Source organism: Acinetobacter sp. YH12023, from assembly GCF_013420135.1.
Lineage (GTDB): Bacteria > Pseudomonadota > Gammaproteobacteria > Pseudomonadales > Moraxellaceae > Acinetobacter > Acinetobacter amyesii.
Genome location: NZ_VOYU01000014.1, coordinates 72,853 through 88,720, shown reverse-complemented (window position 1 = coordinate 88,720; position 15,868 = coordinate 72,853). Strand labels below are relative to the sequence as shown.

Sequence of the window (15,868 nt, the reverse complement as noted above, 5' to 3'; positions counted from 1 at the left end):
TTTTCAAGTGAGTCATATTTTGCTTATATAGACCTCTTGATGCTCATATATATATGGCGTCTCCTCTATATTATTTCAATCACCTGACAAATTAGAGTTAGTCATGAATAACATTACCCTTGCCCCAGTACAAACTGATCAACCATCGCACTTGATGCCAGTATTTGGCCGCCAACCGATCAGCTTTGTCCGAGGTCAAGGTGCTCACCTGTATACCGCAGATGGCACAGAATACTTAGACGCACTGACAGGGATCGCTGTTTGTGGTTTAGGTCACTCACATCCTGCAATTACAGCTGCAATTGCTGAACAGGCAGCGACCCTCATTCATACCAGTAACTTATTTGAAGTGCCTTGGCAAACGGCTGCTGCGCAAAAATTAGCTGAAGTTGCGGGTATGGAAGAAGTTTTCTTCTCAAATAGTGGTGCAGAATCAAATGAAGGTGCAATCAAAATTGCACGTAAATTTGGTCATATGCAAGGTGTTGCAAGCCCTAAAATTATTGTTGCTGATCATTCATTCCATGGTCGTACCATGGCAACGTTATCTGCGACAGGTAACAAAAAAGTTCAAGAAGGCTTTGGCCCACTGGTTGAAGGTTTCATTCGTGTGCCTTTCGGTGATATCGAAGCAATTGAAGAAGCTGCAATTCACCACCCAGACATCGTAGCGATTTTGGTTGAGCCGATCCAAGGCGAAGGTGGCGTCAACACTGCTCCTCAAGGTTTTAGCTATTTAGAAGATATTCGTCGTATCTGTAACCAACACAACTGGTTAATGATGCTTGATGAAGTGCAAACAGGTAATGGTCGTACAGGTAAATACTTTGCGTATCAACACACCAATATTGTTCCTGATGTGCTAACTACAGCTAAAGGTCTAGGTAATGGTTTCCCTATTGGCGCAGTCATGACTCAAGGTCGTGGTGTTGGGGTTTTAACATCGGGTAACCACGGTTCAACTTATAGCGGTACTGCATTAGGTTCACGTGTGGTTTATACCGTGATTGATACCATTCAAAAGGAAAACCTTGTTGAAAATGCTGCAAATATGGGTGCGTATCTTGTTGAGCAATTCACAGAGCAACTTGCAGAGCAAAACGTGACTGTTCGTGGTTTTGGTTTAATGGTCGGCATTGAATTACCAAAAGCATGTGGCGAACTTGTGAATATTGCACGTGATGAGCATCACTTGATTATTAACGTAACAGCAGGCTCTGTGATTCGTTTATTACCTACGCTGAACATCAATAAAAAACAAGCGGATATCTTAATTGAACGCATTGTTAAAATGGTGAAAAACTTTCTAGCGTAATTTGTGCCGAAAGTAAAAAAAGCCGCTGATTGCGGCTTTTTTTATATCTTTTTAAACCTTTTTTATTTTTATGAGGCTTCTTGGTATACACGTCCGCCTGGTAATTGACTGAAATACAATTTTAATGCATCTAGGCAACGATGAATCTTGGTAGGCTGTTGATCACGTTTAGACATCACCGCATATAAAGTAAATGATGGTAAACGCCATTCTGGTAAAACTTCAACAAGAGAACCGTTTAATAAGTCTTTTTGCGTATCTAGATATAATATTCTTGCAATGCCATGTCCTTGTTGGCACATTGCTTTTGCAGCAAATACATTATTTGTTGTAAATCGGGAGTGCACATCCAATGCAACCTGCTCTTTAGTCACTGCATTTTCAAATGCAAAATGCTGAAAGTTTCTAACCAAATTTATTTGAACCATATCATGATTTTGTAAATCTTCTGGTCGTGTAATTAAACTGGTTTGGTTGATATAGCTTGGTGCTGCAACGAGAACTTGTTCAACATGTGCCAATGGCACCACATGAAACTGTTGATCATCAATTTTTGAACTCATTCGTAGCGCAATATCAATGCGGCCATCAATTAAGTCAATATATTGATTATCTGCTTCTAGATGAACGGATAAACCGCGATGTGCCGACATCCAATGTGACAATGCAGGAATCACATGATTCGCACAAAGTTCTGGTGTTGATGCAATACGTAATTCACCGACTAAGTCGTCACGAAGTTCATTGATACGAATTTTGCCGCGCTCTGCGGCAGATAGCATCTCTTGGCAACTATGAAAAAAAGCTTGTCCAGCTTCTGTCAAACTTAACTTACGTGTTGAACGATGTAAAAGAATGACTTCCATATCCTGCTCTAGTGAGCGGATTTGCTGACTCACGGCACTCGTGGTAATACCTAACTCACGAGCAGCACCGCTAAACGAATTTTTTTCCACAACGCAAGCAAAGACACCCATTGCTCGAAGTTGATCTAACATAAATTTCCCTCATAAACTTATGAGAAGCTTCATCTTTCGATAAAAGCAACTCATTGTATTATACGGGGATATTTTGCTTTTGCATTATATATTTAATTATTTGGTAAAACTGAAGTTGGATTGATTGGTTTACCATCTAAACGCACTTGGAACTCAAGCATCGTGCGGTTGGTACCCGATGAACCCATCTCACCAATTTGCTGCCCTGCTTTTACAGTATCGCCACTTTTGACATTCATTTTACTGTTATGTGCATATGCAGTGATATAGCCATTAATATGCTTCACCAAAATTAAATTGCCGTACTCTTTAAGACCATCGGCGGCATAGACCACTTGACCATCAGCTGCTGCAAAAATAGGATCACCTGTATTACCTGCGTAACGTGTTCCTTTCACATTCGATGCTAAGTTATAGCCTTGTAATACCGTAGGACGCGATACTGGACTCACCCAACGTAAACTTGAAGAACTGACCACAGGCGTTGGAACTGTAGTTCGCGTCACTGTCGATGGTGTGGTTGAAGCTTGAGTCACGGGCGCTGTTTGCGTTGGCATTGCAATCGTTTGGCGTTGAATTGGTGCCGCTTGAGTCATGGCTTGTGTAGACGTCGTACGACGAGAGCCACTATTTTTAAGGCGAATGGATTGTCCAACATAGATGCGATAAGGCTGGGCAATATCGTTCATTTCTGCGATGCTGACATAGCTCAAGCCATAGCGAGCTGCAATGCCACTTAAAGTATCTCCCGAACGAACTGTATAATAATCCGGAGCAGTCGCATAACGGGTCGCATTATTAATTTGTGGTTTTGACGCACAGCCAGTCATGACCAAAGTTGTAACCACAGCAGCAGATAAAACAAGGGTCTTAAATAATGCTGCAGGAGCGGTAATAACGCGATATTGTGACACCAGGGACATCATCTTCCTCACTAATAATTCAAATATAGTCATTATGAATGGGCTAAGATTAGCAAAAATCCACTCTAAAAAAGTTGCGGCATAACCATTTTCACAAAGTTATAACACTAATACTTAAATTTTAGATAACTCTGCGTGTAAGTTATTCAAAATCTCATAGTTTGTAGCATCCATTTGTATAGGCGTTACACTGACATAACCATTTGCCACGGCAAAAAAATCTGACTCGATATCGGTTAAGCCTTTCTTAGGCTCTGCCACTGCCTCGCCTGCCAATCCAATCCAATAGACTTGACGACCACGCGGGTCTACATGACTGGTAATCGGTTTGGACTGTAAACGTCTTCCTTGATAGGTCACTTTGGTGCCTTGAAGTTCAGCAACATCTGGAATATTAATATTAAAAATATGTCGTGCAGGTAGCGCGGGTAGTCCTTTGGCAATAAAATCATGCACCCATTGCGCGGCGACTGCATAATCTTCTGGGTTATTATAACTACGCACATTTGGCCCAGCCAAAGACACGGCTAGCGCAGGTTGTTTCATTAAACGGCCTTCAAATGCGGCACCCACTGTCCCTGAATACAGCACATCATCACCCAGATTTGCGCCGCTATTGATCCCACTCACCACCAGATCAAATTCAAAATCGAACAGACCATTCATTGATAAATACACACAGTCCGCAGGTGTACCATTTACTGCCCACATATTTGGTGCAATTTCGACAGGTCGTAATGGTCGATCTAAAGTCAGTGCACTTGAAAAACCGCTGCGTTCGCTTTCAGGTGCAACAATCACCACACGACCGAGAGGACGCAATGCATGTGCTAAAGCTTGGATACCGGGAGCAAAAACGCCATCATCATTGGCAATTAATATATTCACGACTAAATTTCCATTACTAAAAAATTAAAAATGACTCGCAAGAACATTTTATTGAAATATATGAATAATTATATATATTTACATTTCAACATCCAGCATAAATGTGTGTGTACAAAATGAATAAAACCGTAGCACTTCGTGGTTTATTGAGCTTTGCTCTAGCAGCTTGCATGACTCAAACTGTGGTCGCAGACAATGACTTCACTCAAGAAGAAGCCAATACCATCGTAAAAGAAGATATTGCATCTGCACAAGTCATGTTAGAAGTATGCCCTGCGATTATTGGTCAAAATGCAAAATTTGATGCCAACATTCAAGCACTCACTAAAACATATCTTGCTGATTATTCTGATAAATCAATGACATTAGAAAAACTACAGTCTGACAGCGAATATAAATCAGTTCTTGAAGAAGCGCGTCAAGCTGCTAAAGAAACTGATAAAGCTGAGCAAAAATCAGTTTGTGATGACGTTTTAAGTTATGAAGGTTAATTGATCATTCAGCTTTGGACGTCCTCTAAATAGGTTAGTCCTTATTGCATCAAACCTGCCAAAAAAAGGATGAAGCCTTATAGCCTCATCCTTTTTTCTTTCACAATGTATTGATTTTTAAACAGCTTCAATACAATTTTCTACTGATCTCTACCAGAAATACGATTAAGCTAAGCAAATAAATTTTAGCTATTTGATATCTTTTAGGTTATTTAACAGGTTATTTAAATGAAAAACTCCTTTGTAAAATCTCTTTGTGCCCTTAGCCTTTCTGCTTTTGCTTTCACTACCATGTCTGCACATGCCGCAGATGAAAAAATTGAAGTTACCCCTACACCTCAAGTGACCAGTCAAGAACTTGCAGCTATCTATGTACTATCTGAAGTCTGCCCAAAATTGGTGAATGACAAAGATCAACCAAAGTTTGAAGCGGGTTATGCAAAATTAGCTAAAGAATATATGCCGAATGAAAAGAACCCAGTAAATGCTTTACAGCAACTCAGCAAACAAAAAAGTTTTAAAGACGCTTTAAAAGAAGCGCAGTCTGATGCGAAGAAAGCTGGCGATAAGAAAAATGGTGCGATTTGCAAAGAATTGACTGCTTACAGCAAATAATACCAATTGGTTACAATACTTTTAAAATAAGCGCTTGCACCCCATAGCAGTCCGCCTAGCTTTGTCCTAAAATGCTAGGCTCTTTGTGCTTATACCTAAGTTATTGGAACCACCCAGAATGACCCGAAAAACCGCCCTTGCCGCATTACTACTTGCACCTAGTTTTTCATTCGCGGCAACTGTCCTTTCTGCACCACCTGAATTAAATAATAAATCTTATGTGCTGATGGACTATGAGACAGGGCAAATCCTTGCTTCTAAAAATGAAAACGAAAAATTAGCTCCTGCTTCAATGACAAAAATGATGACCAGTTACATCATTGAGCAAAAGTTATTAAGCGGTGAACTAACTGAAAATGAAAAAGTACGTATGAATGAGTCGGCTTGGTGTCGCGGCAGCAGCACTGAGTCATGTATGTACGTTCCGCTCAACGGTACTGCAACTGCATTAGAAATGTTACGTGGCATTATCATTCAGTCGGGTAACGATGCTTCTAAAGCTATGGCAGAACATATTGCTGGCAATGAAGGCACCTTTGCCCACATGATGAACCAAGAAGCGAAACGTATTGGCATGGTGAATACTCAATTCATCAATGCGACAGGTATGCCAGCTGAAGGTCATTTCTCAACTGCCAAAGATATGGCGACTCTAGCGCAACATATCATTCATGACAGTTCAAAATACTATCCGATCTACTCTGAAAAAGAATTTACGTTCAATGGCATTAAGCAAGGCAACCGTAATGCCCTGCTTTATACTGACCCAAGTGTAGATGGTTTAAAAACTGGCCATACTGAAGAAGCGGGCTACTGCTTAACGACTTCAGCTAAACGTGGTCCTTTACGTTTAATTTCAGTGATCTTTGGTGCGCCAAGCATGAACGAACGTGCATCTCAAACACGTGAAATTTTAGCTTGGGGTTATGCAAACTTTGAAACTGTAAAAGTCCAACCTGCTAAACAAGTGCTTGCAAAAGCAAAAGTTTGGTACGGTAAAGACAATGAAGTTCAAGTAGGTCTAGCTGAAAACTTTAACGTGACGATGCCTAAAGGCGAAGCGAACGCCATTAAAACTCAATTGGTTGTTCAACCAAAATTAACTGCTCCTTTAAAACAAGGTCAAGTGGTTGGTAAATACGTTGCAACGCTTAATGGCAAAGTCATTGCTGAAAAACCACTTGTAGCTCTACAAAATGTCGAAGAAGCTGGTTTCTTTGCAAAAATGATTGATCACATCAAACAATTCTTTAGTAACTTATTCTAAATTTGATGAAAACTCGATATTAAGACTAAAGTGAAAGCATCTAGATTTCGGTCTAGGTGCTTTTTTATTTTATACTGCCTAAAAACCTGTAGATGACTTTCCTATGAGCCAAAACATTCGCCCTTATTTAGACACTGTTCCACGTATTGCTGACTCTTGCTATATCGATGAAATGTCAGTCTTGATTGGCGATGTTGTATTGGCTGAAAATGTTTCGGTTTGGCCATTTGCTGTGATTCGTGGTGATGTAAACCATATTCGTATTGGTAAAAACTCTAATGTGCAAGATCACTCAATGTTGCATGTGAGTCATAAAAAAGCCGATAAACCTGAGGGTTCTCCACTGATTATTGGTGAAGATGTGACAATTGGTCATCATGTGAAATTACACGGTTGTACCATTGGTAATCGTGTTTTAATCGGTATTGGCACGATTATTTTGGATGATGTAATTGTTGAAGATGATGTGATGATAGGCGCTGGTTCACTTGTCCCACCCAATAAAGTTCTAGAAAGTGGTTATTTATATGTGGGCAGTCCAGTCAAAAAAGTCCGCCCACTAACCGATAAAGAAAAAGCATTTTTACCGTATTCAGCGCAGAATTATGTGAAGGTGTCGGGGAATTATAAATAAAATAGATTTTGCATAAGATTTTTATGTAAAAAAATGAAAACTCAGGTAGGTCTAGCATTACTTGCTATTGTAGCAACTAATGAAAATATTTAGAGAAATGCAAGTGTTCTAAATTTATTAGAAAAAAACTTAAAAATAGAAAATGAAGTCTGTAATAAAAAAAATTGTAAAAAGTCAGTTTAATCAAGAAAATTTCATCTTTAATTAAAGTTGAAATGCAAATGGGATATGAAGCCAAATTAGATGGCGGAATAATTTATCCAAATCCAAGATTTACAACACATACATTCACATTAACTTCGGCTGCTAGACGTATTTCATGAAAAAATATCTAATTTTAACTATTCTTTTTAGTACAGTTTTCACTATAACTGGATGCTCTAATGCACAAGAGATTCCAAAGAAACATGAAGTTGTAGAAGAACAAAAAATATCCCTATCAGATGATATTATCATCCAAAAATACAGAACATTAATGAATGATATAGACATTCATAACCCTAAATCTAAAGAAAAATTAAAAAATATTTTATTAGATGTAAAAAAAATCCAAGCTCAAAATGAGCGAGAAAAAATAGAAATGAATATTTATCTCTCTTTAGAAATGTATCAAGAGGCTTATGAATTAAATAAGAAACAACTCAATGAGAGACCAACTCAAGCTAAATTATTTAAGCACTGTGAACTAATGCAAATTTTGAAGTATCCGCAAAATGACCTGCGATCTTGTCAGAGTAAAGTAGCAGAAGGTATAAGGAATGAATTAAATACTATCCCCAAAGATGATCCAGCTTATCCGTATGCTAAATGGGGATATTTATTAGCTATGTATAAATCAGGACATGGTGAGTATAAAGAACAAATGGAAAAATTCATTAACTCGACTACAGATGAAACAATGAAGTTCCAATTTCAGGGTTCTTATGAAATGGCAATTGAAAGTAACAATTGAAATAGTGCATGTATTAATTATTTTTTAATATTAATCATATCCATATTACAAAAAAAGCCTATATCAACTGTTCAGGGCTTTTTATGATTCATTGTTTCCAACCCTATTTATGAAACAGTGTTCCATAAATTTCTACGCTAAAAAATATCTCTCCAAAGAATTCACCTCCCATCATAGCCACCGCTCTCTAAATTTTGTAGAATAGCGTTTTTACCCCATGGTGCTTTTCTATGACCGCTTGGACTGCTCACGTCACTGTTGCGACAGTCGTTGAAAAAGACGGAAAATTCCTATTTGTTGAAGAACATACAGAAGGTGTTACCCATACTGTATTTAATCAACCTGCAGGCCATGTCGAAGCTGGCGAAACCATTATTGAAGCAGCCATTCGAGAAACCATGGAAGAAACAGGTCACGATGTAGAAATCACGAACCTTCTAGGCATGTATACTTATACTCCCCCGATGTTCCCTGATCGTACTTATTTCCGTTTCTGTTTCTTAGCTAAAGACATTCAGCACCATGCCGATGCACAATTAGACACAGGTATTGTCGGTGCAGTATGGATGACGCTTGATGAGCTCATTGAGTCTGCCCGTGCGCGTAGTCCATTAGTCATCAAAGCTGTACAAGATGCTCTTTCAGGTCAAAAATTTCCTTTATCGCTCATTTACGAGCACCAAAATTCTCCCTTAATTTCAAATTTGGATGCTTAATCCTATGCAACAACGTGTCATCGTCGGTATGTCTGGTGGTGTAGATTCTTCTGTATCTGCAGCACTGTTACTTCAACAAGGGTATCAAGTTGAAGGTCTTTTCATGAAAAACTGGGAAGAAGATGACGGCACGGAATACTGTACGGCAATGGAAGATCTTGCCGATGCTCAAGCCGTTTGTGACAAAATTGGTATCAAACTTCATACCGCAAACTTTGCGATGGAATATTGGGACCGTGTCTTTGAGCATTTTTTAGAAGAATATGCCGCTGGTCGTACACCAAATCCAGATATTCTCTGCAATAAAGAAATTAAATTCCGTGCATTTCTTGACCATGCTGTGAACTTAGGTGCTGACTTTATTGCGACAGGCCATTATTGCCGCCGTGGTGAAACACTAAAAAATTCACGTGGTGAAGAGTATGCCCCTCTACTGCGTGGCGTAGATCAAAATAAAGACCAAACCTATTTCCTACATGCAGTGCATGGTCGTGAAATTAACAAGACCTTGTTCCCTGTGGGTGAAATTGAAAAACCACAAGTACGTAAAATCGCTGAAGAATTAGGTCTAATCACCGCGAAGAAAAAAGACTCTACTGGCATCTGCTTTATTGGCGAACGTCGATTTAATGACTTCTTAAAGCAATATTTACCTGCTCAACCCGGAAAAATCGTCTTAGACACGGGTAAAGAGGTTGGTGAACATCACGGCTTAATGTACTATACGCTCGGCCAACGTGGTGGCATCGGTCTTGGTGGTCTAAAAGGTGCTGAAGAAGGCGCTTGGTTTGTACTTCACAAAGACATTGAGGGTAACCGCCTAGTCGTTGGTCAAGGTCATGAACATCCACTCATGCAAAGCACCATTTTATGGTCTGAAGCGATTGATTGGGTGGCTGGTGAACAAGAGATTCCTGAAACAGGCTTCCGCTGCACAGCGAAAACTCGTTATCGTCAGCCTGACCAAGACTGTACATTATTTAAAGACTCTACAGCGCCAAATGGTGTGCGTGTCGAATTCGATGAGCCACAACGTGCTGTTACACCGGGTCAAAGTGTGGTGTTCTACACCGGTGAAGTTTGTTTAGGTGGTGGTGTGATTCATCATACCAATGCCCCTAAACCGGATTTTATTTCATAAGGATTGTTTCGGATGACAGAGTTACCGTTTCAACAGCCTCAAACTCTGAATACTCGCCAAAATCGCGCATTGGCGTTAGCTGCTGTTTTTCAAGCGACGCAGCTAACCCATATGACCGCATTGACGGGTACGCAAAGTATTGGTGAAAGCGGTAACTTTTATTTTGAACATCTCATTAAAGCCAGTTTAAATATCCGTCCCAAGTCGAATCAGTCTAGTCAGACGCTCGATTTTTTTAGTGGTTTGGCGGATATTTCACTGGGTTTAAAGACCTTAGAAAGTAGCATTACTCAGCCCTTCAATACTTCTCCCAAATCTAGACTTCCTAAACTTGCCAATACCAAGCTACCCATGACGTATGCGATGGCGTTATTACAGTTAGAAAAGAAAGTCTACAGCAATCCCAAATTTGTCGAAATCATTGAACAATCCCAACAAAAAATCCTAAGACAGCTTTCCTTTTTCGATAATAATTATTTACATCCAAGTATCATTGCCAATTTAGCGCAAACCTATATTGAAACTGCTGGCCAAATTAATCCACGTATTATGGTTCGTGGTAATGCCGAAGCATTTAAAGACACCTCTCATACCAATCGCATTCGCGCCACCTTATTTACCGGCTTACAAATGGCACATTTATGGCGTCAGCTCGGTGGTAGCTCATGGGGTATGATTTTCAGTAAGCGCAAGCTACTACAAGATATTCAAGATCTTGCCCGTTTACAGTATCAGGTGGTTTAACTGATGCAGTACGGGCTTTTTGTTTTACGTTTAATTCCAAAATTTAAGGAATCGCTATGAACGCTTTAACCGCACTTTCTCCATTAGATGGACGTTACGCAAGCAAATGTGATGCTCTACGTCCCTTCCTCTCTGAGTTTGGTTTAATCCATGCTCGTGTGACTGTTGAAGTGCGTTGGTTACAAGCGCTTGCAAACCGCCCTGAAATCACTGAAGTTCCTGCGTTCAGTGCTGAAACCAACGCTGCGCTTGATGCAATTGTTGCGAACTTCTCTGAAGACAATGCAAACCGCATTAAAGAAATTGAACGTACAACAAACCATGACGTAAAAGCAGTTGAGTACTTCTTAAAAGAGCAAATCGCACATATCGATGAGCTTAAAAATGCAGGCGAATTTATTCACTTTGCATGTACATCAGAAGACATCAACAACTTGTCTCACGCTTTAATGCTTAAAAATGGCCGTGAAGTTTTAGTTGCAGCAATGCAGCAAATCATCGATTCAATCGTTGCTTTGGCTGAAAAACATGCTGAACAACCAATGTTGTCTCGTACACACGGTCAAACTGCTAGCCCAACAACTTTGGGTAAAGAAATGGCGAACGTAGCTTACCGCCTTGCACGTCAAATCAAACAATTCAAACAAGTTGAACTTCTAGGTAAAATTAACGGTGCTGTAGGTAACTACAACGCTCATTACTCTGCTTACCCTGAAATTAACTGGCCTGCTCATTCTCAAGCTTTTGTAGAGTCTTTAGGTTTAACCTTCAACCCGTACACGACTCAGATTGAACCGCATGACTACATGGCGGAACTTTTTGATGCGCTACGTCGTTTCAACACAATCTTAATCGACTTTAACCGTGACGTTTGGGGATACATCTCACTTGGTTTCTTCAAACAACGTTTGAAAGAAGGCGAAGTTGGTTCTTCAACAATGCCACATAAAGTTAACCCAATTGACTTCGAAAACTCTGAAGGTAACTTGGGTATTGCGAATGCGGTATTGGCTCACCTTGGTGAAAAACTTCCTGTATCTCGTTGGCAGCGTGACTTAACTGACTCAACTGTGCTTCGTAACATGGGTGTTGGTTTTGCACAAAGTTTGATTGCATTTGAAGCTTGCTCTAAAGGTATTGGCAAACTTGAATTGAATGCTCAACGTATTCTTGAAGACCTTGACCATGCTCAAGAAGTTCTTGCTGAACCAATTCAAACTGTTATGCGTCGTTATGCAGTTGAAAAACCATACGAAAAACTTAAAGCCCTCACTCGTGGTCAAGCAATGACTCGCGATATGATGGTTGATTTCGTAAATGGTAATGAGCTTGAAGCTGTTCCTGCTGCTGACCGTGCGCGTCTTGCAGAAATGACACCTGCAACATATACAGGTAATGCATCAACTCAAGCAGCAAACATTAAAGATCTTATTTCTAAAATCTAATTTTAGATAGATCAAAAAAACGAGGCTTCATGCCTCGTTTTTTATTTATAATACTTCTTCTCTCTTTGAGATAAGGAGCATGCTCCGCAAGGAGATAGAAAATTTAGACGTAATTTTATTCTGCAGGGCAATATTTCGCCCAATCATCTTTCATCCGTTGTAATTCACAGCCTGTTAAAACATCTGAATAATAAACATAATATGTGGCATCGGGATATTGAATCTCATGGCGAAACATCATGCCGCGCAAAGATACAGAGAGCTCTTCTGGAAAATCATCTGTTAAATTAAGTTCTTCAAACTCATAGTTAAAATAACAATTTTGAGTCGCAATAAATGCCTCAACAACGGCCATAGTTACTTCCAAATACTTAAACATCGATATTCATCTGAGTTTAATACAATCTTTTTAAAAATACTTATCCCCAGCCGCAAACTAAAGACATTTGAAAAAATAATGCACAAATTCTAGCGCCGTCTAACTAACACTTTTCATCGCATTATGGCTATACTTGCCGCGAATTATAACCACTGCACACCGATAAAAATTTTGAGCTTTGCCTTTTCATGATTGATTTCAAATTAAAACTTAAGCACATCTTAGCTTTTGCGTTATTAACGCTTGCCATTGTGATCACCAGTATCCAACCTTTAGAAATGGAAGCGTATATCCTCCATCAAATCGGCACAGCGTTTATGCTGATCGTGTTACTCGTTTTCCTCTATAAAATAGGGCTAACTTTCACAACAGTTTGCCTGTATCTTGGCTTTTTACTGATTCATGTCATTGGTGCCCATTATTTATATTCTTATGTGCCTTATTCTGAATGGACACAAGCTCTCCTCGGTTTCAATCTTGACCAAAGCATGGGATGGAGTCGGAATATGTATGATCGGCTTGTACATCTTGCCTATGGTTTGCTGCTCTACCCGTTCTTTTATCGCATATTTCAAATCTGGCTACCGCAGTTAAAAGCCGGAACACTCTTTTTATTGGTCGTACAATTCGTCATGGCGACCAGTTTATTTTATGAATGGATCGAATGGCTGATTGCCATTGGCTTATCACCAGAGGAAGCTGAAAATTACAATGGGCAACAAGGTGATATTTGGGATGCACATAAAGATATGCTACTTGCAACACTTGGTGCGATGATCACTGGCGGCCTTTTATATTTCAATCTGAAAAAATCTTAAATAAAAAAGCACTCATCAGAGTGCTTTTTTATCGCTATATTCATGAATGGATGTATTAATTATTAATAGAGTGGTAGCACATTTAAGGATTGATCTAACTGATCTAAAGCGCCCCATGCTGTTTGGAACGCTGCATTCGAAACTGCTGTCCCACCCGATACAGGATTGATGGACGCATTTAAATAAGATGAATCATCTGATATTACATCAAGAGCATTGTTTGGCTCTTGATTGCTCAATAAGCTGTTCAAATCGATTTGATCATCAGAAATAAAAGAGCTTATTTCGTTTAAGCCAAAGCCCGACACACTGTGCTGCGCAAGTACATCAAATACATTATTATCATCTATTAACTGCGATGCTTGATCATGTAATTCATTCGAAGCCTGTTCTTCTGAGATCAAGAATAAACTCGCTTTAGCAACTGTCATCGCTTCAACTGTAATATCAAATGCTGAGCTTTTGGCACTGGTATTTCCAGCTAGATCCGTTTGGGTAAAACTATAGCTATACTTACCTGCCGCTAAGTCAGATTCTGGTGTATACAACCATTTTCCACTGGTATCTGCTTTGACCGTTGCCACTGCGACGCCATTTTTATAAATGGTGATCGTGGCATTTGCCTCACCTTTGCCTTCAAAACTTGGGGTTGAATCTTGAGTGCTCTCCCCCTGTTTAATGGTGAGCTTTGTCGTCTCGCGATCATCATACACAGTCGTCAATGTCGGCGCGGATGGCGCAATGGTGTCCTTTGTACCAATCACTTGCGTGCTCTTTGAGCTATTGCCAGCGGCATCTGTCGCAGTCACTTGGACAACATTATTATCTGTTACTGCGCTGCTTAATTTCACCGTATAGCGACCATCGTCACCTACAGTTGCGGTACCAAGCGTATTTCCTGCACTGTTTTTAATGGTAATTTTGGCACCAATTTCAGCGCTTCCCGACACCTCTGTACCATCAGTATTGATTATTGCTGTTGGTGCAACGGGTGCCGTATTATCCGTTCCAGCAGTGACATTTAAAGGTAACGATTGATTCCCTGCTGCATCAACCACAATAATAGTTGTCTTATTACTATCCGACAGTGCTGGGGACAATGTCAGTTTAAATTGACCATTGGCATCTACCGTAGTGGTAGCAATGACTTGTAAATTTGCATCTAATATTTGAATGGTGCTATTGGCTTCGGCAGTACCAACCAGCTCAGTTCCGGCTTTATTCACTTCAATCTTAGGTTGATCAGGTCGAAGCGTATCTTTGCCCATCTCAACTGACTGCACTTCAGATTTGTTGCCGGCTTTATCTTCTACAATGACTTTAGCCGTCTCACCTGCTTGTAAAGTATTACTTAATGCAATGGAGAAATTGCCATCACTTGCCGCAGTCACAGGCCCACCTAAAAGCGTTGTGCCATCTGCAGCATAAACATAAACTTTTGCACCCGCTTCGGCAAAACCAGAGACAAACTTACCGCTTTCATCCACTTGTGCATTTGCCGCGTCCGGCGAAATTGTATCTTTATTACCCGTCAATATCGTCGATTGTGAACTATTTCCCGCCTTGTCTTTAGCGTACAAAATTACGCGATTGCCGTCTGTAATCGCATCATCTAAAGTAATTTTATAGTTGCCATCGGCATCTACTTTAGATTGACCAATCGTATTGCCTTTCGCATCTACGATATAAACCGTTGCACCAGCTTCCGCCTTGCCGGACACGACTTTTCCATCACTATCAAAACTTCCAGTTGGCGTACTTGGTGCTGTTTTGTCATTGCTAGAGGATTGTTCATCTTCTTTGTCAAATGCCAGCAAATATACCGCTTCTGCACCCAAGATCGCCAATCCTGCTTTAAGTAGAGATGGCGAACCATCATCTTCACTTGCAACTTCTGTAGCTTGAGCTGGTGTTGTCGCCTGATTTAATTGAGTCGATGCAGCTAAAGGTTGCATAAATTCATTCACAGAACGATAGCTAATTGTTTTGCCATCGACATCCATTTCAACCAATTCAAATTGCTCTGGCCCACTATGCACGAGCAAAGAATTATCAGAGCCAAAGTCATCTGTATAAAAATCATCAATCACGATTTTTTGACCATTTTTCAGGGTAATCACACATTGATTACCTACCCTATGGATCGACTGAATATCGGCTGGCTTGAGTTCTAACTGAATAACGGACGGTTGAGATATTTGTATTTTTGTGGCCTGAGTTTCTTTTAAAATCGTTTGATCTTTCTTTGATATCACGACAATTTTTGTCATTTCGCCCTCAGTGTTATTATGTAATAAACATCTAATAAATAATTAGTTAAGTACCTTATCAAATTGGTGCTGAACAGACAAACCATTCTGGATGTAAATTCATCAGAATTATATTTATTTAATTTTTCACCTTAAATTCTACGCCAATAACAGCGGTTTCTATGGTTCTATCCATTTTAATATTTTAGATTCAGCCAAGTTTGGATAATCAAAATTATCAAAGTATTTATAAATGATTGCTGTTTATTAGCCGCGCTTGCTGCAATTTTCAA

General features: G+C 39.7%; 16 protein-coding genes. 11 read left to right on the top strand and 5 right to left on the bottom strand.

All coding sequences use genetic code 11. The annotated features are described in order from the left end of the window. Window positions 1–103 precede the first annotated feature (103 nt). Window positions 104–1,315, top strand: coding sequence for an aspartate aminotransferase family protein (locus FTT92_RS14650; protein WP_180172458.1), 1,212 nt, complete (start codon window positions 104–106; stop codon window positions 1,313–1,315). Window positions 1,316–1,383: 68 nt separating this feature from the next. Here the strand turns inward: FTT92_RS14650 and FTT92_RS14645 are convergent, their stop codons facing one another. From FTT92_RS14645 to surE, 3 genes are all read right to left on the bottom strand, one after another. After that, entirely contained in the window at window positions 1,384–2,313 is a 930-nt protein-coding gene (locus FTT92_RS14645; protein ID WP_111884224.1) for a LysR family transcriptional regulator, read from the bottom strand. Window positions 2,314–2,405: 92 nt separating this feature from the next. Then, entirely contained in the window at window positions 2,406–3,236 is an 831-nt protein-coding gene (locus FTT92_RS14640) for a peptidoglycan DD-metalloendopeptidase family protein (protein ID WP_078191836.1), read from the bottom strand. A gap of 114 nt (window positions 3,237–3,350) precedes the next feature. After that, on the bottom strand, window positions 3,351–4,124 hold the full coding sequence (gene surE, locus FTT92_RS14635) for a 5'/3'-nucleotidase SurE (RefSeq protein ID WP_180172457.1): 774 nt from the start codon (window positions 4,122–4,124) through the stop codon (window positions 3,351–3,353). A gap of 116 nt (window positions 4,125–4,240) precedes the next feature. Here surE and FTT92_RS14630 point away from each other — a divergent pair, with 116 nt between their 5' ends. The 9 genes from FTT92_RS14630 (at window position 4,241) to purB (ending at window position 12,129) form a co-directional block, all read left to right on the top strand. After that, window positions 4,241–4,615, top strand: coding sequence for an MCR_0457 family protein (locus FTT92_RS14630; protein ID WP_111884222.1), 375 nt, complete (start codon window positions 4,241–4,243; stop codon window positions 4,613–4,615). Window positions 4,616–4,843: 228 nt separating this feature from the next. Beyond that, the gene (locus FTT92_RS14625) at window positions 4,844–5,230 is read left to right on the top strand and encodes an MCR_0457 family protein (RefSeq protein ID WP_111884221.1); all 387 of its coding nucleotides are present in this window, start codon (window positions 4,844–4,846) and stop codon (window positions 5,228–5,230) included. Between the two features lie 118 nt (window positions 5,231–5,348). Continuing rightward, window positions 5,349–6,497 (top strand): D-alanyl-D-alanine carboxypeptidase PBP5/6, encoded by a 1,149-nt coding sequence (gene dacC, locus FTT92_RS14620; RefSeq protein ID WP_078191838.1) that lies wholly within the window; start codon window positions 5,349–5,351, stop codon window positions 6,495–6,497. Between the two features lie 103 nt (window positions 6,498–6,600). Continuing rightward, window positions 6,601–7,131 carry a gamma carbonic anhydrase family protein gene (locus tag FTT92_RS14615; RefSeq protein ID WP_180172456.1) on the top strand — a complete coding sequence of 177 codons (531 nt, stop codon included), beginning with the start codon at window positions 6,601–6,603 and terminating at the stop codon, window positions 7,129–7,131. 319 nt (window positions 7,132–7,450) lie between these two features. Next, window positions 7,451–8,083, top strand: a complete 633-nt coding sequence (locus FTT92_RS14610; RefSeq protein ID WP_218951597.1) for a hypothetical protein — start codon at window positions 7,451–7,453, stop codon at window positions 8,081–8,083. Window positions 8,084–8,313: 230 nt separating this feature from the next. Next, window positions 8,314–8,799 carry an NUDIX hydrolase gene (locus FTT92_RS14605; protein WP_078190179.1) on the top strand — a complete coding sequence of 162 codons (486 nt, stop codon included), beginning with the start codon at window positions 8,314–8,316 and terminating at the stop codon, window positions 8,797–8,799. A 4-nt stretch (window positions 8,800–8,803) separates the two neighbouring features. Then, window positions 8,804–9,940 carry a tRNA 2-thiouridine(34) synthase MnmA gene (mnmA, locus tag FTT92_RS14600; protein WP_180172455.1) on the top strand — a complete coding sequence of 379 codons (1,137 nt, stop codon included), beginning with the start codon at window positions 8,804–8,806 and terminating at the stop codon, window positions 9,938–9,940. 12 nt (window positions 9,941–9,952) lie between these two features. Further along, window positions 9,953–10,684, top strand: a complete 732-nt coding sequence (hflD, locus tag FTT92_RS14595; RefSeq protein ID WP_218950703.1) for a high frequency lysogenization protein HflD — start codon at window positions 9,953–9,955, stop codon at window positions 10,682–10,684. A gap of 56 nt (window positions 10,685–10,740) precedes the next feature. Next, on the top strand, window positions 10,741–12,129 hold the full coding sequence (gene purB, locus FTT92_RS14590; protein WP_180172454.1) for an adenylosuccinate lyase: 1,389 nt from the start codon (window positions 10,741–10,743) through the stop codon (window positions 12,127–12,129). 115 nt (window positions 12,130–12,244) lie between these two features. Here the strand turns inward: purB and FTT92_RS14585 are convergent, their stop codons facing one another. Next, complete coding sequence (locus tag FTT92_RS14585) at window positions 12,245–12,484, bottom strand: hypothetical protein (RefSeq protein WP_180023455.1); 240 nt, start codon at window positions 12,482–12,484, stop codon at window positions 12,245–12,247. A 212-nt stretch (window positions 12,485–12,696) separates the two neighbouring features. Between FTT92_RS14585 and FTT92_RS14580 the strand changes: the two genes are divergently transcribed. Beyond that, a complete protein-coding gene (locus FTT92_RS14580; RefSeq protein WP_180172453.1) occupies window positions 12,697–13,326 on the top strand; it encodes a DUF2238 domain-containing protein in 630 nt (209 codons plus the stop codon). Window positions 13,327–13,388: 62 nt separating this feature from the next. Here FTT92_RS14580 and FTT92_RS14575 read toward each other — a convergent pair whose 3' ends face one another. Further along, window positions 13,389–15,596, bottom strand: a complete 2,208-nt coding sequence (locus tag FTT92_RS14575) for an Ig-like domain-containing protein (RefSeq protein WP_180172452.1) — start codon at window positions 15,594–15,596, stop codon at window positions 13,389–13,391. Between the last annotated feature and the right edge of the window lie 272 nt (window positions 15,597–15,868).